Source organism: Pseudodonghicola xiamenensis DSM 18339, from assembly GCF_000429365.1.
In the GTDB taxonomy this organism is placed as follows: Bacteria; Pseudomonadota; Alphaproteobacteria; order Rhodobacterales; family Rhodobacteraceae; genus Pseudodonghicola; species Pseudodonghicola xiamenensis.
In genome coordinates this window covers 1-16615 of sequence record NZ_AUBS01000024.1, presented here as the reverse complement: position 1 = coordinate 16615, position 16615 = coordinate 1, and the positions used below count along the sequence as shown (strand labels likewise).

Annotated in this window: 17 protein-coding genes; 6 read left to right on the top strand and 11 right to left on the bottom strand. The window is 62.2% G+C overall.

Going from position 1 to position 16615, the window contains the following annotated elements; all coding sequences use genetic code 11:
* Positions 1–10 precede the first annotated feature (10 nt).
* A complete protein-coding gene (locus G455_RS0115775; RefSeq protein ID WP_028094582.1) occupies positions 11–826 on the bottom strand; it encodes an alpha/beta fold hydrolase in 816 nt (271 codons plus the stop codon).
* Entirely contained in the window at positions 826–1428 is a 603-nt protein-coding gene (locus G455_RS0115770) for a 2-hydroxychromene-2-carboxylate isomerase (RefSeq protein ID WP_028094581.1), read from the bottom strand. Before G455_RS0115770 ends, G455_RS0115775 begins: the two co-directional genes overlap by 1 nt.
* A 105-nt stretch (positions 1429–1533) precedes the next feature.
* Between G455_RS0115770 and G455_RS0115765 the strand changes: the two genes are divergently transcribed.
* Positions 1534–2553: a ribose-phosphate pyrophosphokinase gene (locus G455_RS0115765; RefSeq protein ID WP_028094580.1), complete on the top strand. Its 1020-nt coding sequence runs from the start codon at positions 1534–1536 to the stop codon at positions 2551–2553.
* A gap of 122 nt (positions 2554–2675) precedes the next feature.
* On the opposite strand, the gene G455_RS0115760 is transcribed toward G455_RS0115765, so the two are convergent.
* The 8 genes from G455_RS0115760 to G455_RS0115725 form a co-directional block, all read right to left on the bottom strand.
* Complete coding sequence (locus tag G455_RS0115760) at positions 2676–3050, bottom strand: hypothetical protein (protein ID WP_028094579.1); 375 nt, start codon at positions 3048–3050, stop codon at positions 2676–2678.
* Between the two features lie 117 nt (positions 3051–3167).
* Positions 3168–3518 carry an H-type lectin domain-containing protein gene (locus tag G455_RS0115755; protein ID WP_028094578.1) on the bottom strand — a complete coding sequence of 117 codons (351 nt, stop codon included), beginning with the start codon at positions 3516–3518 and terminating at the stop codon, positions 3168–3170.
* A 119-nt stretch (positions 3519–3637) separates the two neighbouring features.
* Positions 3638–4054: a F0F1 ATP synthase subunit epsilon gene (locus tag G455_RS0115750; RefSeq protein ID WP_028094577.1), complete on the bottom strand. Its 417-nt coding sequence runs from the start codon at positions 4052–4054 to the stop codon at positions 3638–3640.
* An 11-nt stretch (positions 4055–4065) separates the two neighbouring features.
* Positions 4066–5490 carry a F0F1 ATP synthase subunit beta gene (gene atpD, locus G455_RS0115745; protein ID WP_028094576.1) on the bottom strand — a complete coding sequence of 475 codons (1425 nt, stop codon included), beginning with the start codon at positions 5488–5490 and terminating at the stop codon, positions 4066–4068.
* A 20-nt stretch (positions 5491–5510) separates the two neighbouring features.
* Positions 5511–6389, bottom strand: coding sequence for a F0F1 ATP synthase subunit gamma (locus G455_RS0115740; RefSeq protein WP_028094575.1), 879 nt, complete (start codon positions 6387–6389; stop codon positions 5511–5513).
* A gap of 13 nt (positions 6390–6402) precedes the next feature.
* Positions 6403–7941: a F0F1 ATP synthase subunit alpha gene (gene atpA / locus G455_RS0115735; RefSeq protein WP_028094574.1), complete on the bottom strand. Its 1539-nt coding sequence runs from the start codon at positions 7939–7941 to the stop codon at positions 6403–6405.
* Positions 7942–8502: a F0F1 ATP synthase subunit delta gene (locus tag G455_RS0115730; protein ID WP_028094573.1), complete on the bottom strand. Its 561-nt coding sequence runs from the start codon at positions 8500–8502 to the stop codon at positions 7942–7944. It abuts the gene before it with no gap.
* A gap of 249 nt (positions 8503–8751) precedes the next feature.
* Complete coding sequence (locus G455_RS0115725) at positions 8752–9507, bottom strand: class I SAM-dependent methyltransferase (protein WP_028094572.1); 756 nt, start codon at positions 9505–9507, stop codon at positions 8752–8754.
* 74 nt (positions 9508–9581) lie between these two features.
* Here G455_RS0115725 and gloB point away from each other — a divergent pair, with 74 nt between their 5' ends.
* The 3 genes from gloB to G455_RS0115710 all read left to right on the top strand — a co-directional run bounded on the left by gloB (position 9582) and on the right by G455_RS0115710 (position 14059).
* Entirely contained in the window at positions 9582–10352 is a 771-nt protein-coding gene (gloB, locus tag G455_RS0115720) for a hydroxyacylglutathione hydrolase (RefSeq protein ID WP_028094571.1), read from the top strand.
* A 399-nt stretch (positions 10353–10751) separates the two neighbouring features.
* A complete protein-coding gene (gene clpA / locus G455_RS0115715) occupies positions 10752–13079 on the top strand; it encodes an ATP-dependent Clp protease ATP-binding subunit ClpA (protein ID WP_028094570.1) in 2328 nt (775 codons plus the stop codon).
* Positions 13076–14059, top strand: a complete 984-nt coding sequence (locus G455_RS0115710) for a M23 family metallopeptidase (RefSeq protein WP_051312564.1) — start codon at positions 13076–13078, stop codon at positions 14057–14059. Before clpA ends, G455_RS0115710 begins: the two co-directional genes overlap by 4 nt.
* A gap of 196 nt (positions 14060–14255) precedes the next feature.
* On the opposite strand, the gene G455_RS0115705 is transcribed toward G455_RS0115710, so the two are convergent.
* Positions 14256–15113: a LysR family transcriptional regulator gene (locus G455_RS0115705; protein WP_028094568.1), complete on the bottom strand. Its 858-nt coding sequence runs from the start codon at positions 15111–15113 to the stop codon at positions 14256–14258.
* 96 nt (positions 15114–15209) lie between these two features.
* Here G455_RS0115705 and bla point away from each other — a divergent pair, with 96 nt between their 5' ends.
* A complete protein-coding gene (gene bla, locus G455_RS24345) occupies positions 15210–16055 on the top strand; it encodes a class A beta-lactamase (protein ID WP_035366888.1) in 846 nt (281 codons plus the stop codon).
* 305 nt (positions 16056–16360) lie between these two features.
* Positions 16361–16615 (top strand): IS5/IS1182 family transposase (locus G455_RS0115695; RefSeq protein WP_028094567.1); only part of this gene is annotated, 255 nt, incomplete at its 3' end.

Sequence of the window (16615 nt, the reverse complement as noted above, 5' to 3'; positions counted from 1 at the left end):
TGCCTCTCTGCTAGGCCTCTGTCCGGGCCAGCATGGCGCGCAGATGCGTCGCCACCTGTTCGGGATGGGTGATAGGCAGCATGTGCCCCGCCCCTTCGACCACCTCAGAGCGCACATCGGCAAGGCGCGCGGCGAGTCCCGCGTGGATCGCCGAAACCACCGGATGGCTGTCGCTTCCCCGCAACAACAGCACCGGCATGCTCACCGCGTCCAGCGCGCCCGGCGCCGTGAGCCCGGCGGCATCGTGGAAAAGTGCCCGTTGCGAGGCCGGCACCAGCGGTATGCCACGGATCATCCCGACGCGGGCGCGCTCTGGCAGAGCCTCCCAACCGGGCCCTGCATCACCGCCCCACATGGCGTTGAACAGGCGCGTGCCGGTCTCGATATCACCGCGTAACAAAGCTTCGGAAAACGGCAGCGCATCAGCTTCATGCTGGGCCAGCAGCTCCGGCGCCTGCAGCCCGGCGAAGGCGAAATAGACCGGTTCGATCAGGGTCAGGCTGCGCACCATTTCGGGGTGGGCCGCAGCCAACCCAAGCGCGACAGTGGCGCCGAAGGAATGGCCGATCAGATCCATCGGTTCGGTCAGAAACGTCTCCGCGATGGCGATATGGCGCTCGTAAATATCCCCCTGCCCGTCCCAATCCGGGCTCTGCCCGTGCGAGAGCAGATCGAAAGCGGTAATCGTCAGGTCATCCCCCAGCGCAGCAGCCAACCCGCGCAGGGCGCCGGAATGGGCCAGGGTGCAATGGATCGCCAGCGCGCGGCGCGCGCCCTCCCCGAAGTCGCGGGAAAAGACCGGTTGCGGCAAAACTGCAAGATCCATCACAGACCGCCCGCCAGATACGCGTCGAGATCGTCCAACCGATCCTGTCCCCAAAACCGTTCATCATCCCCGGTGATGTAGAACGGCGCGCCAAAAACCCCGCGCGCAGCGGCCTCTTCCAGGTTGGCGGCATAGGTCTCGGCCCCGGCCAGCAGCCCCTTGTCGGCCAGCGCCGGATCAAAGCCGGCAGCCTCGAGGCAGGCGCGGATCACTGCGTCGTCGGAGATATCCTTTTCCTCGGCCCAGCAGCCCCGGGCGAAACTGTGCACCAGCGCCCCCAGATCGCCGCCGCCCGCCGCCTGTGCCGCGATGATCGCATAGGCCGATGGCGCGGGGTTCACCGGCCAATGCGCCGGTCTCAGGTGAAAAGGCATGCCGCGTTTCTTCGCCTGCCGCGTCAGCTCTTGTGCGCGGTATTCCATCCGCGAGGGATGACGGTCGGCGGGCTTGATTCCCCCGGTCCGACCGAACAGGGACAGCAGGTCGACGGGCTTATATGTGATCGTCGCGCCATGCTTTGTCGCGATCTCCTCAAGCCGGGTCCCGGCAAGGTAGACATAGGGCGACAATGTCGTAAAGAAATAGTCGATATGATGTGGCATGTTAGCTTTTCTCCCGCCCTGCGCTTTGCGCGACCGTAAGGAGATGTTAAGCGGTGTCAACATCACGAATCTGTCACAGACATTGCTGCCCGGGGATACCAGCATATGGCTACCATGAACGAACCCAAGCTTATCGCTGGGAACGCCAACCTTCCGCTTGCCGAAGCCATCGCACGCCGCATGAGCATGAACCGGGGCGTTCAGCTCGGTCTGGTCGATGCCCGCGTCGAGCGATTCAATGACGGCGAGATCTTCGTCGAGGTCTATGAAAACGTCCGCGGCGAGGACATGTTCATCATCCAGCCGACGTCTAACCCGGCGAATGACAATCTGATGGAACTGCTGATCATGACCGACGCGCTGCGCCGGTCGTCGGCGGCGCGGATCACCGCCGTGATCCCCTATTTCGGATATGCCCGTCAGGACCGCCGCACCAAGGCACGCACACCGATTTCGGCCAAGCTTGTCGCGAACCTTCTGGCCCAGGCCGGGATCGAACGGGTTCTGACCATGGATCTGCACGCTGCGCAGATTCAGGGGTTCTTCGACATCCCGGTCGACAACCTCTATGCCTCGCCGATCTTCGCGCTGGACATCAAATCGAACTTCAAGGGCCAGATGGATGACCTGATGGTCGTGTCGCCCGACGTTGGCGGCGTGGCCCGCGCCCGCGAACTGGCCAAGCGGATCAACTCTCCCCTCTCGATCGTGGACAAACGCCGCGAAAAGCCCGGTGAAGTCGCCGAGATGACGGTGATCGGCGATGTGACCGACAAGATCTGTATCATTGTCGATGACATGTGCGACACCGCCGGCACGCTCTGCAAGGCGGCCGAAGTGCTGCTGGAGAACGGCGCCTGGGAAGTTCACGCCTATATCACCCACGGGGTCATGAGCGGCCCCGCCGTGACGCGGGTCACCAACTCGGTGATGAAGTCGCTGGTGATCACCGACACGATCCAGCCCTCTGAGGCGGTCAAGGCGGCACCGAACATCCGTATCGTGCCCACCGCCCCGATCTTCTCTCAGGCGATCCTGAACATCTGGTACGGCACCAGCGTGTCGTCTCTGTTCGAAGACAGCACCCTGACGCCGATCTACGAATCCCTCTACGCGATGGACTGACACCTAGCCGAAGCGAGATTCAAGGGCCCCGTGCATTGCCTTGCATGGGGCTTTTTTACGAGGGCATTCCGAGCAGTTCGCGGCACAGCAGCCTGGCGCCACGCCCTGATCCCTGCCGCCAATTAGAACGCTTTCTGGTCAAAGTGGAGTTCTCCGTCCTTTGACAGGGTGGATTCGAGCAGCACCGAGCCATCCTCACGCTTCAGAATTATGGCATGCCCATTCGGCATCTCACCCCGGCAGGTTGCCCGGAATGCCACCAGCCCATCGCCCCCCGGGGCGGACTCGGCATAGGAGGCGAGCTTGGCCTCGCTACAGTATTGTTTAGCATAGAGCTTGACTTGCTCAGTGCTGAACCCTGACGGGTTGTAGCTGCCCTGCAAGACGCCGTCATTCATCCGGTAAATGAAGGAGTTCGGGGTTTTGACGGGATTCACGCCCCCACAAGCGGACAGCGCAGCAACCCCGACAAGAGTGATCGAAAAGGCAAATTTCAAAGGGAGTCCTCCATCGGTTCGTCTCGATAACTCACCTTATGGATGATCGAATCCCCATACCACCCGCGATGCGGTGCCTTTCCGTAAGGAAAGCCTCCCACGGCAAGGTCAGTTCGCCTACTGGACGTCCCAATCGTCTTCGTGCGACAGCGATCCGATCGCCATCCAGGACACCCGCATCCGTGCGATCCGGGTGTCGAGCCATGTGCGGCAAAGAATGTCGAAACCCTGGGGCGTTATGTTCCGCGCCGTCAGCTCCACCCGAACTGCAGAGTGGGTATCGGCATCCAGAAGAGAGGTGGTCAGATGCACCGCCGGTATTGATCGGAACGGTTCGGAAAACTGCACCGTGCGCCGCTTTTCACGGGGGCCGGTGCCGGTCCACATCAGACCGCCATCCTCGAAATCCGCAAATAGCGCCACATCACCCTGATCAACCCCGATCAGGTGGTTTTGCAATTTCTTCATTTCTCTCTCGCCCCCTGCGAAACTCGGGGAGCAAAGCATTTTCGATATCGTCTTGTCAAAATAAAACCGGCCCGCAAGGGGGCCGGTTTCTGGTCTCTCGCCTCAGGCCCGAGGGCCGGTCAGAGCGACATATGGGTCCCGAGAGCCTCCATGTCGGCGAGCAGCTTGGCTGCCTCGTCGACGATGTTGGCTTCCACCTCCGGCGCCGCCTTGGCGGCAGCATGCGCAGCGCGGGCTTCCTCGATCAGCGCGTCCATATGGGCACGGGTCATCTCGCCCAGCGGCACGGCCTTTTCGGCCAGCACCGACATCGACTCAAAGCCGATTTCAGCGAAGCCGCCGGTCACGACGAACTCGGAGGTGCCCTCCGGGCTCTCGATCCGCAGCACCCCGGGGCGAAGCGTCGTGATGACAGGCGCATGGCCAGGCATCGCCGTCATCTCGCCTTCCGCGCCGGGAAGCCGGACCGCGCTGACCGGGAGCGACGCCAGGCGGCGCTCCGGGCTGACGAGGTCGAATTGCATCGTGTTTGCCATCAGGCTTCTCCTCAGGCGGCTTCAGCCGCCAGCTTTTCCGCCTTGGCGATCACTTCGTCGATGCCGCCCACCATGTAGAAGGCCGCTTCCGGCAGGTGATCGTATTCACCGGCCACAACCGCCTTGAACGACGAGATGGTGTCTTCCAGCGGAACCTGCTTGCCGTCGGCGCCGGTGAAGACCTTCGCCACGTCGAACGGTTGCGACAGGAAGCGCTGGATTTTCCGGGCACGGGCCACGGTCAGCTTGTCCTCTTCGCTCAGTTCATCCATCCCGAGGATGGCGATGATGTCCTGCAGCGACTTGTAGCGCTGGAGGATACCCTGAACGTCGCGGGCCACTTGATAATGCTCTTCGCCGATGACCTGCGGGTCAAGCAGACGCGAGGAGGAATCGAGCGGGTCCACAGCCGGATAGATGCCGAGTTCCGAGATCGCCCGCGACAGCACCGTGGTGGCGTCGAGGTGGGCGAAGGTGGTTGCCGGCGCCGGGTCGGTAAGGTCGTCCGCGGGAACGTAGACGGCCTGGATCGAGGTGATCGAACCGGCTTTGGTCGAGGTGATGCGTTCCTGCATCGCACCCATGTCGGTGGCCAGCGTCGGCTGGTAACCCACAGCGGAAGGGATACGACCCAGCAGCGCCGACACTTCGGAACCAGCTTGGGTAAAGCGGAAGATGTTGTCGACGAAGAACAGAACGTCGGTCCCGGACTGGTCGCGGAACTGCTCAGCCAGGGTCAGACCCGACAGGGCAACGCGCATACGGGCCCCCGGCGGTTCGTTCATCTGACCGTAGACCAGGGCCACCTGGCTCTCTTCCAAGTTATCGGGTTTGATAACGTTGGATTCGATCATTTCGTAATAGAGGTCGTTCCCTTCACGGGTCCGCTCACCAACACCGGCGAACACGGAGAAGCCCGAGTGCACCTTTGCGATGTTGTTGATCAGTTCCATGATCAGAACGGTCTTGCCCACGCCGGCGCCGCCGAACAGGCCGATCTTACCGCCCTTGGCGTAGGGAGCCAGCAGGTCGATGACCTTGATGCCGGTGACCAGGATTTCCGATTCCGTCGCCTGTTCTGCGAAGGTCGGGGCCGGTTGGTGGATGGCACGGGTCTCGGTCGCTGCGAGCGGGCCCTTTTCATCCACCGGTTCGCCGACGACGTTCAGGATCCGGCCCAGGGTGGCGTTGCCAACCGGGATCGAGATCGGTGCGCCGCTGTCGGACACGGCCTGGCCACGCACCAGACCTTCGGTGGCGTCCATGGCGATGCAACGAACGGTGCCTTCGCCCAGGTGCTGAGCAACTTCCAGCACCAGACGCTTCCCGTTGTTGTCGGTTTCGAGGGCGTTCAGAATCTGCGGCAGGTGGCCGTCGAACTGAACGTCCACAACGGCGCCAATCACCTGAGTGATCTTGCCTTCTTTGTTTGCCATTGTTTCGTCTCCGGTTCGTATTACAGGGCTTCGGCGCCCGAAATGATTTCAATCAGCTCGTTGGTGATCACGGCCTGACGCGAACGGTTATATTCGATCGTCAGCTTGTCGATCATCTCACCGGCGTTACGGGAAGCGTTGTCCATGGCGGACATCCGCGCCCCTTGTTCCGAGGCCCCGTTCTCCAGCAGCGCGCTGAAGATGGCGGTCGCCACGCCCTTGGGCAGCAGCTCGGCCAGGATGGCTTCTTCGCTCGGCTCGTAGTCATAGAGCCCACCGGCCGCGCCTTCATCCTCGCCACGGTCGAACTGGGCGGGAATGACTTGCTGCGCCGTCGGCACCTGCGTCACGACGTTGACGAACTTCGAGTAGAAGATCGTCGCCACGTCGAATTCGCCGGCATCGAAGCTGCTGAGGATCTGCTGGGCGATACCCTGCGCATCCGCATAGGACAGCCGCTTCACCTCGCTCAGATCCACATGGCCGACGAAAAGGTCACCGACGTCACGCTTGATGGCGTCGCGGCCCTTCTTGCCGACGGTGAGGATCTTGACCGTCTTGCCTTCTGCCTGCAGCCGGTGCGCGTGATTGCGCGCCAACTTGGCGATGTTGCCGTTGAAGCCACCGCAGAGACCGCGTTCCGCCGTCATCACGACCAGGAGATGAACCTGGTCGCTGCCGGTGCCGCGCAGCAAGAGCGGCGCGGTATCGCTACCTCCGACCGAGGCCGCCAGGTCCGCCATAACGGCATGGAACCGTTCGGCGTAGGGGCGGGCCTCTTCGGCAGATTCCTGTGCCCGCCGCAGTTTCGCGGCGGCCACCATCTGCATGGCCTTGGTGATCTTGCGGGTCGATTTGACCGACTCGATCCTGGTTTTTAGGTCCTTGAGACTGGGCATTGCCTAGTTCCCCTCAAGCGAAGTCAGCGGCGAATTCGTCCAGCGCAGCCTTAAGCTTGTCTTCCGCCTCGCCCTTGATCTTCGGATCCTCGTCGGTGATCCACTGCAGCAGATCGGCCTTCTTGGTCCGCAGGAAGTTCAGCAGCCCGGCTTCGAACCGGCCGACATCGCCCACCGGCAGCTTGTCCAGATAGCCTTTGATGCCGGAGAAGATGACGCAGACGATTTCCGCGTTGGTCAGCGGCGCATATTGCGGCTGCTTCATCAGCTCGGTCAGACGGGCACCACGGTTCAGCAGACGCTGAGTGGCGGCATCGAGATCCGAACCGAACTGAGCGAAGGCCGCCATTTCGCGGTATTGCGCCAGTTCCAGCTTCACCGAGCCAGCAACCGACTTCATCGCGTTGGTCTGGGCCGAGGAGCCCACGCGCGACACCGACAGACCGGTGTTCACGGCCGGACGGATACCTTGATAGAACAGGTCGGTTTCCAGGAAGATCTGACCGTCGGTGATCGAGATCACGTTGGTCGGAATATAGGCCGAAACGTCGCCTGCCTGGGTTTCGATGATCGGCAGCGCGGTCAGCGAGCCGGCACCGAAATCCTCGTTCATCTTCGCAGACCGTTCCAGCAGGCGGGAGTGCAGATAGAACACGTCGCCCGGATAGGCTTCACGCCCCGGCGGACGGCGCAGCAGCAGCGACATCTGGCGATAGGACACGGCCTGTTTGGTCAGGTCATCGTAGATGATCAGCGCGTGTTTGCCGTTGTCCCGGAAGTATTCGGCCATCGCGGTCGCGGTATAGGGGGCCAGATACTGCATCGGCGCCGGCTCGGACGCGGTTGCCGCCACGACGATCGAATAGTCGATGGCGCCGGTCTCTTCCAGCTTCTTCACCAACTGGGCGACAGTGGAGCGCTTCTGACCCACGGCGACGTAGATGCAGTAAAGCTTCTTGCTTTCATCGTCTCCGGCGGCTTCGTTATAGGATTTCTGGTTCAGGATGGCGTCGAGCGCGATCGCGGTCTTGCCGGTCTGACGGTCACCGATGATCAGCTCGCGCTGGCCACGGCCGACAGGGATCATGGCGTCGACCGATTTCAGGCCGGTGGCCATCGGTTCATGCACAGATTTCCGCGGAATGATGCCCGGTGCCTTGACGTCGGCAACCCCACGAGCGGCAGTGTTGATCGGGCCCTTGCCGTCCAGCGGATTGCCCAGACCGTCGACAACGCGGCCCAGCAGCTCGGGACCGATCGGCACGTCCACGATCGAGTTGGTGCGCTTGACGGTGTCACCTTCCTTGATGTCCCGGTCGGTGCCGAAGATCACGATACCGACGTTGTCGGCTTCGAGGTTCAGCGCCATGCCCATGATGCCGCCGGGGAATTCGACCATCTCGCCAGCCTGGACATTGTCGAGGCCGTAGACACGGGCGATACCGTCACCGACGCTGAGGACACGGCCGATTTCGGCCACCTCAGCCTCTTGACCAAAATTCTTGATCTGGTCCTTCAAGATCGCAGAAATCTCTGCTGCTTGGATACCCATTTATCCGACCTCTTTCATTGCATTCTGAAGGGAAGCGAGTTTCGAACGGATCGAGGTGTCAATCATTTTCGAGCCCACTTTAACGACAAGACCGCCGATGAGACTTTCATCGACGGTCGCATTCACGTTCACGGTCTTACCCACACGCGCGGTAAGGGTCTTCGCCAGCTTTTCGGTCTGCGCTTTGGTCAGGGCCTTGGCCGAGACGACCTCAGCCGCCACTTCGCCACGGTCATCCGCGATCAGATCGCGCAGAGCGTCGATCAGCTGCGGCAGCACGAACAGGCGACGTTTTTGCGCCATCAGACCAAGCGCATTCGCCACCAGCGGCGCCAGGTTCATCTTCGACGCCACAGCGGTGATCGCCGCGCTCTGATCGGCGCGCGAATAAAGCGGCGAAAAGATCAGGTCGCGCAGATCGCTGCTTTCGCCCAGTGCGGCGGCCAGATCGTTGAGGCTGGATTCAAGACCGCCGAGGTCATTGTTCTCTTTCGCAATCTCAAAGATCGCAGTGGCATATCGCGCAGCGATGCCTGCGGAAATCGAAGCTGGTTCGGACACGTCCACCCTTCCGACAGTTGGCCCCGAAGTTCCGCCGAAACAGAGCCCGGGGGCGTGAAAAACAACCCACGAAAACGCAGGTCATCAAAATCAGCGTGGATGTAGCAGAGCAGCCCCCCCCTCGCAACAACCTATCACGAAATCCGTGATCGACATTATGCCCCTGTTTTCACCGGGTTAGCCGATGTGCAGGGGATTGCGCGAAATAAGGGCACAAAAAAACCGCCGTCCAAGCCGATTCCTCGGCACTCAATTCCGACCGGAAACCGGAAATGCGGGCTTCGCCAGCCCGTCAAGTGCCCCGATCGGACGCTTGGCCAGATCCTTGACTGCGCTGCCTCGCGGTGGCTGCACCCGCTTGGAAACCTCGACGATGAAGACGCCGCCGGCCAGCACCGTCGGCAGCCGGGTCCCCATCTTTTCGATCAACGGGCCGGCGCGCAACCAGAACCGCTTGGCCGAAGGCGGCTGATACAGCGCCGCCCGCAATCTTTCAGGCAAAAACAGGTGTTGACGAAGCTGCGCCTCAAGCTGCCCCACCGTATAGGGACGCCCATAGCCGAAGGGGGTGCGGTCGCTGCGCGACCACAGCCCGGCCCGGTTGGGCACCACGAAAAGCGCCCTGCCCCCCGGGCCCAGCACCCGAAAACACTCCTCCAGCAACATCGTCGGCCGTTCCGTCGCCTCCAGCCCGTGCATCACGACCAGCTTGTCGACATGACCAGTCTCCAGCGGCCAAGAACCTTCCTCGCACAGGACCGAGACATTGGGCATTCCCGCCGGCCAGGGCATCACCCCCTGTGGCCCGGGCATAAGTGCGACAACACGCCGCGCATCTGACAGATAGGGCCGCAGCAACGGCACCGCGAACCCGAAGCCCGCCACCGTCTGCCCCTTCGCCTCGGGCCAGAGCTCCAGCATCGCCGCGCGCACCGAGGCCTGCGCCGCACGGCCAAGCGTGCTACGGTAATAGAAATTCCGAAGATCCTGCACGTCCAGATACATTGCGGGCGTCCGTTCTATCGGCCAAGTTCGGGGCAGTTTAACAAGCCCGCTTTCCAATGAAAGGGAGAATGGCCATGCCGCTGGAAATCCTCACGATCCCCTGTCTGTCGGACAATTACGCTTTCCTCGCCCATGATGCCACAACGGGCGAAACCGCCCTGATCGATGCGCCCGAAGCCGCGCCCATCTTGCAGGCGCTTGTCGCCAGCGGCTGGCGGCTGACGCAGGTGCTGCTGACGCACCACCATTGGGATCATGTCGAGGGGTTGGCCGATATCCTCAAGGCCTGGCCCGAGGCCAAGGTCACAGGCGCCGCGGCTGATGCCCACCGGCTGCCGCCGCTCGATGTCCAGGTCCATGAAGGCGACACCGTCAGCATCGGCGCGGAACAGGGCCGGGTGCTCGACGTCTCCGGTCACACGGTCGGCCATATCGCCTATTTCTTTCCGGCCAGCCATGCCGTCTTTACCGCCGACAGCCTGATGGCGCTCGGCTGTGGGCGAGTGTTCGAAGGCACCCTGCCGATGATGTGGGCCTCGCTGTCGAAACTGGCCGCGCTGCCGCCCGAAACGGTGGTCTATTCCGGCCACGAATACACTCAGGCGAATGGCCGTTTCGCCGAAACCGTCGATCCAGGTAACCCGGCGCTGAGCGCCCGCATTGCCGAGATCGCCGCCGCCCGCGCCAGGGGCGAGGCCACCGTGCCCTCGACACTGGCGCAGGAGCTTGCGACCAACCCCTTCCTGCGCGCCGCCGATCCAGCGATCCGCAAGCATCTGGGCATGGAAACCGCCAGCGATGCCGAGGTGTTCGGCGAAATCCGCAGCCGCAAGGACAAGTTCTAGTTCCGGACCGAAAACTTCAGGCCACGGCGGCGAGTGCTTGCTACCGGCGTGGCCGATAACCATATATGCGGCGAAGCCATCCCCGGATTTCGGCCTACAGGCCTCCGCAGCCCCTCGCAAAGCCGCACAGGCCCAGGCGAGGGTATCCGCAGCCCCCGCCCGATCGCCCCACGACAATTTCTCCCGATCCCAATAATTGTTGAGGTTTCGATGCCTTACCCTGCGTTAAAAGTTAACCGAACAGAGCAGGTTGCGGGATTTGTGATGGTTCCAGACAAGAAAACCCTTGAAGCTGGGGCCCGATAAACCAAACTCTATAATATAACGACACGGTTGGCGCGGGGACTGGGCTGACAGCCCCTTCCCCCCTCACCGACCCAGATCAAGAGGAGCACCCACGTGCCTTCATTCTCGAGCACCCTTGAACAGGCCATCCACGCAGCTCTGGCTCTCGCCAATGAACGTCGTCACGAATTCGCCACGCTGGAGCATCTGCTGCTGGCGCTTCTGGACGAACCCGACGCCACCCGCGTGATGAAGGCCTGTAGCGTCGATCTGGGCGAATTGCGCAGCACTCTGGTCGAATTCATCGACGAGGATTTGTCAAACCTGGTGACGGATATCGACGGCTCCGAAGCGGTGCCGACAGCCGCTTTCCAGCGGGTGATCCAGCGTGCCGCCATCCACGTGCAATCTTCCGGCCGCACCGAAGTGACCGGTGCCAACGTGCTGGTGGCGATCTTCGCCGAACGCGAATCGAATGCCGCCTATTTCCTGCAAAATCAGGATATGACCCGCTATGATGCGGTGAATTTCATCGCTCATGGCGTGGCCAAGAACCCCGCCTATGGCGAAGCGCGCCCGGTTCAGGGCGCCTCGGACGATGAAGAAACGCATCAAAGTGCCGCCGCCGAACCCGCCGACAACAAGGAAAGCGCGCTGGCCAAGTATTGCGTCGATCTGAACGCCAAATCGCGCGAAGGCGATATCGACCCGCTGATCGGTCGCGATCAGGAGGTCGAACGCTGCATCCAGGTGCTGTGCCGCCGGCGCAAGAACAACCCGCTGCTGGTGGGCGACCCGGGCGTCGGCAAGACCGCTATCGCCGAAGGTCTGGCGCGCAAGATCGTCAAGGGCGAGGTGCCCGAGGTTCTGTCCAAGACCACCATCTATTCGCTCGATATGGGCGCGCTCTTGGCCGGGACCCGCTATCGCGGCGATTTCGAGGAGCGACTGAAAGCCGTGGTGACCGAACTTGAGGAACATCCCGACGCGGTGCTGTTCATCGACGAAATCCATACGGTGATCGGCGCCGGCGCCACCTCGGGCGGGGCGATGGACGCGTCGAACCTGCTGAAGCCCGCACTGCAGGGCGGCAAGCTGCGGACCATGGGATCGACCACCTACAAGGAGTTCCGCCAGCATTTCGAAAAGGATCGCGCGCTGTCGCGCCGGTTCCAGAAGATCGACGTGAACGAACCCTCGATCGAGGATTCCATCAAGATCCTCAAGGGGCTGAAACCCTATTTCGAAGAGCATCACGGCGTCAAATACACCTCTGACGCGATCAAATCGGCGGTGGAATTGGCGGCACGCTACATTCACGACCGCAAGCTGCCCGACAAGGCCATCGACGTGATCGACGAAGCCGGCGCGGCACAGCACCTGGTCGCCGAAAGCAAGCGGCGCAAGACCATCGGCGTCAAGGAGATCGAGGCCGTCGTCGCCAAGATCGCCCGCATCCCACCGAAAAGCGTCAGCAAGGACGATGCCGAAGTGCTCAAGGACCTGGAAAAGACGCTCAAACGTGTGGTCTTCGGCCAGGACAAGGCGATCGAGGCGCTCAGCTCCGCCATCAAGCTGGCGCGGGCCGGGCTGCGCGAACCGGAAAAGCCCATCGGCAACTATCTGTTCGCCGGTCCCACCGGTGTCGGCAAGACCGAGGTCGCCAAGCAATTGGCGGCAACCCTCGGGGTGGAACTGTTGCGCTTCGACATGTCGGAATACATGGAGAAACACGCCGTCTCCCGGTTGATCGGCGCACCTCCGGGCTATGTCGGCTTCGACCAGGGAGGCATGCTGACCGATGGTGTCGACCAGCACCCGCATTGTGTGCTGCTGCTGGACGAAATCGAGAAGGCGCACCCGGATGTCTACAACATCCTGCTGCAGGTGATGGACCACGGCAAGCTGACCGATCACAACGGTCGGACGGTGGATTTCCGCAACGTGATCCTGATCATGACCTCGAACGCCGGTGCAGCAGATCAGGCCAAGGCCGCAATCGGCTTCGGTCGCGACCGGCGCGAGGGCGAGGATACCGCAGCCATCGAACGGACCTTCACGCCGGAATTCCGCAACCGTCTGGATGCGGTGATTTCCTTCGCGCCGCTGCCGAAGGAGGTGATCTTGCAGGTGGTCGAGAAATTCGTCCTCCAGCTCGAAGCGCAACTGATGGATCGCGGTGTGACCATCGAACTGACCCGCCCGGCTGCCGAATGGCTGGCCGACAAGGGCTATGACGACAAGATGGGCGCACGCCCCCTGGGCCGGGTGATCCAGGAATACATCAAGAAACCCCTGGCCGAAGAGCTGCTGTTCGGCAAGCTCTCCAAGGGCGGTGTGGTCAAGGTCGGCGTCAAGAATGGCGACATCCACCTGCAGATCGACGGACCCGATCACAAGCGCCTGTCCGGGAACAAGCCGCCGTTGCTGACCGCGGAATGAAACATCGCAAAATATTTGGCGGGGCGGCGTTTGCCGCCCTGCTTTTCGGCCTGTCGGTGCCCGCTCTGGCGGGCGATATCGTTCTAGGGCTGCCGATCGACTGCACCCTAGGCGAAACTTGCCATATCCAGCAATATGTCGATGACGACCCCGGCGCCGGGGCGCAGGATTTCCGCTGCGGCCCGCTCAGCTACGAAGGTCACAAGGGCACAGATTTCGCCCTGCCCTCGCTGGCGGCGATGCAGGCGGGCGTCGATGTGCTGGCTGCCGCCCCGGGCCGCGTCAAGGCCCTGCGCGACGGCATGCCCGACCGTCTTGCCAGCGAAGCCACCGCCGGACAGATCGCCGGGCGCGAATGCGGCAACGGCGTTCTGATTGACCACGGCGATGGGTGGGAAACCCAGTATTGCCACATGAAATCCGGCTCGATCACCGTGCGCGAGGGCCAACAGGTGGCCGAACGTGACATCCTGGGGCAAGTCGGCCTCAGCGGGCGAACCCAGTTCCCCCATGTCCATCTCACGGTGCGGCATGACGGTGCGGTAATCGACCCCTTCGCGCCGGACGGCACCTCATGCACGACCCCGCCCGCCCATGACCTGTGGCGCCACACCCCGGCCTACCAGCCGGGCGGGTTGATCGCGGCCGGTTTCGCCACCCGCGTGCCGAGCTATGACGCCGTCAAGGCCGGCACCGCCGCCGCCACCGCGCTCGATACCCGGGCGCCGGCGCTGGTGCTCTACGGCTATGCCTTCGGCGGCCGGCAGGGCGACGTGATCGAGATTACCATCAACGGCCCCAACGGCCAGGTGATCACCCACAGCGAGGGGCTGAAGAAGACCCAGGCGCAACTGTTCACCGCCGCCGGCAAGCGGCAACCGCCGGGCGGCTGGCCCAAAGGCCATTATGTCGGCATCGTGAGCCTGCTGCGCGGCGGTCAGGAGATCGACCGCGAACGGGCTGAGATCGGGATTGAGTAAACTCCGGCATAGGTGCCAGCGCCCGACTGTCAGCTATGCGGGACAAAGCAGCCATTAACAAAGCAGCCATTGCCACGCCCCATGAAGGCGCGTATCGGATGCAATGTGCCAACTTTGGCGTCCAGTGATCGGAGCCATCGTTTTTCGAGGACTGGCTGTTTTACGGTATCTGGCAGGTGGCGGATTTTGTTTCGCCTCAGGCCCCTCGCATCCACTCCAGTAGCATTGTTAGGGCGGATGTCATGCGCCGATCCCTCGGAATGGTCAACCAGTAGCCGCCCAGTGTTACGGTAGCACTGAGGGGGCGCTTCAGGCGGCCTGATAGCAGGTGCCGCTCGAACATCGGAACCGGCAACAGAGCAACGCCGAACCCCTCGGCGGCCAGGTCCGCCATAGCGACGGAGCTGTCCAGAACCGGCCCCGTCAAGGGTGGGCAGGTCTCGCCGGTCTGCGCGAACCAGGCGGGCCATTCGTCGGCACGATAGCTGCGAAACAGTCTGAGCCGCCGCAGGTCGGCAGGGCAGCGCAGGTCCACGGCGGGGGCACAGAGGGGCGACATGGGCGCATCCATGATGTGATGCGCCTCTGTGCCTGGCCATTTTCCCGTGCCGAAACGTATGGCGGCGTCCAGCCCCTCGCGCGCGATCTCCACGCGGTTGTTGTTCGTGGACAGGCGCAGCGTGATACCGGGATGGGTTTTGGCGAACTCCTCCAGCCGGGGGATAAGCCAGCCCGCGGCGAAGGTCGTGACCACGCCGATGTTCAGCACCTCGGCCGGTTGACCGCCGGCTACGCGGTCCAACATGCGTGCGATGTCGTCCAAGCCCCGTTCCATCACCGGGAACAGCGACTGTCCGGCGTCAGTCATCACGAGCCCCGCCGACGTACGATGGAACAGGATTACGCCCAGAATATCCTCCAGCCGCGCGATCTGATGGCTGACGGCAGCCTGTGTCACGCGCAATTCGATAGCGGCGCGGGTGAAGCTGCCTTGCCGGGCGGCCACCTCAAAGGTGCGTAGTGCGTTCAAGGGGATGTCGGGGCGATCAGGCATGAGCTGAGCTTATACTGTATTCAATCCTTTGTCGTCTGCTCTCCAACTTTCACCTTCGATATCACCCGCATGGCAACCACAATGGAAAGAAACCCCATGAAATTTCCTCTTCCCGCTCTGCTTGTAGCCGCGCTTGTCCTGCCGCTGGCTGCCCATGCAGAGCCACTGGATCAGACGATTGACCGGATCGAAAGCGAACTCGGCGCGCGCGTCGGTGTAGCCATTCACGACAGCAATACCGGAAGCGATTGGACGCATCGCGGAGATGAACGTTTCCTGATGAACAGCACGGTCAAGGCGCCGCTTTGCGCCGCCATTCTGTCACGCGACGACATCGATCTGACGGAAACTTTGCCGGTCCGCGCTGAGGATATCCTCGAATATGCGCCTGTCACGGAAAAGCGTGTCGGGACCGAAATGAGCATTGCGGATCTGTGCCTTGCTGCATTGGATCAGAGCGACAATACCGCGACGAACATCTTGTTCGACCGTTTGGGTGGACCCGAGCAGCTGACGGAATTTCTCCGCAGCATTGGGGATGATGTCACGCGCTCGGACCGTATTGAGCCGGGGCTGAACATCTTCTCGGCTGGCGATCCGCGCGACACGACCACCCCGAAAGCGATGATCGACACGCTGCGCGCGATCCTTGTCGGCGACGGCCTGTCCGAGCAGGATCAAGAGCAACTGGCCGAGTGGATGCGCCCCGGTGGCGTGACCGGCGATCTCATCCGCCCCGCAGTGCCAAACGGGTGGGACGTGGTCGACAAGTCGGGCAGTGGCAACAATACGCGCAACCTGATCGCGATGCTGACCCCGCCGAGCGAAGACCCGATCTTCGTCAGCCTGTCGATCTCGGACACGGAAGCCGATTTCGGAACCCGCAACGCAGCATTGAAAGATCTCGGTGCGGCGGTGATGAAGCAAATCGTCAGAGACTAAAAGAGACGAAAGCTGGCCTGCATTACAGGAGGTAATGAGTAACGACTTCGAGGACGGGGACGAGCGACTTGTTATTCTCGCGTCGCCACTATTCAGGCCGGGTGCTCGCCGCCAGTAAACTGAACGGCTGCTCCGGAGAGCGCGGCGAAGCAGCCACTGGGCCGCGCTCCACCGCACGAGCGAATGAAGTGCTTTGTTGCGAACTGATCGAATGTCGCTGATGAGCTTATTCCGTTGAAAAGCTCTGGTTGTCTGGCGGGCGGCGCGCTGATTCACTTGCCGCGAGGCAAGTGGAGTGCATGGCAATGATGGGACCGCGGCAGGAAGCGCAGGGCGCACTGTTCTACGAGTTCTCGATTGAGGATCATGTCCCGCAGGATCACATGCTTCGAGCGGTGGACCGGTTCGTCGACCTGTCCGGTATCCGCCAGCACCTTGCCCCTTTCTATAGTTCAACCGGGAGGCCGTCGGTTGATCCGGAGTTGATGGTCCGGATGCTTCTGGTCGGTTATACGATGGGCATCCGGTCGGAACGGCGGCTCTGCGAAGAGGTGCATCTC

Coding starts and splice junctions, on each gene's coding strand:
- G455_RS0115775 (WP_028094582.1), bottom strand. CDS start 826: ATGGATCTTGCAGTTTTGCCGCAACCGGTCTTTTCCCGCGACTTCGGG.
- G455_RS0115770 (WP_028094581.1), bottom strand. CDS start 1,428: ATGCCACATCATATCGACTATTTCTTTACGACATTGTCGCCCTATGTC.
- G455_RS0115765 (WP_028094580.1), top strand. CDS start 1,534: ATGGCTACCATGAACGAACCCAAGCTTATCGCTGGGAACGCCAACCTT.
- G455_RS0115755 (WP_028094578.1), bottom strand. CDS start 3,518: ATGAAGAAATTGCAAAACCACCTGATCGGGGTTGATCAGGGTGATGTG.
- G455_RS0115750 (WP_028094577.1), bottom strand. CDS start 4,054: ATGGCAAACACGATGCAATTCGACCTCGTCAGCCCGGAGCGCCGCCTG.
- atpD (WP_028094576.1), bottom strand. CDS start 5,490: ATGGCAAACAAAGAAGGCAAGATCACTCAGGTGATTGGCGCCGTTGTG.
- G455_RS0115740 (WP_028094575.1), bottom strand. CDS start 6,389: ATGCCCAGTCTCAAGGACCTAAAAACCAGGATCGAGTCGGTCAAATCG.
- atpA (WP_028094574.1), bottom strand. CDS start 7,941: ATGGGTATCCAAGCAGCAGAGATTTCTGCGATCTTGAAGGACCAGATC.
- G455_RS0115725 (WP_028094572.1), bottom strand. CDS start 9,507: ATGTATCTGGACGTGCAGGATCTTCGGAATTTCTATTACCGTAGCACG.
- gloB (WP_028094571.1), top strand. CDS start 9,582: ATGCCGCTGGAAATCCTCACGATCCCCTGTCTGTCGGACAATTACGCT.
- G455_RS0115710 (WP_051312564.1), top strand. CDS start 13,076: ATGAAACATCGCAAAATATTTGGCGGGGCGGCGTTTGCCGCCCTGCTT.
- G455_RS0115705 (WP_028094568.1), bottom strand. CDS start 15,113: ATGCCTGATCGCCCCGACATCCCCTTGAACGCACTACGCACCTTTGAG.
- bla (WP_035366888.1), top strand. CDS start 15,210: ATGAAATTTCCTCTTCCCGCTCTGCTTGTAGCCGCGCTTGTCCTGCCG.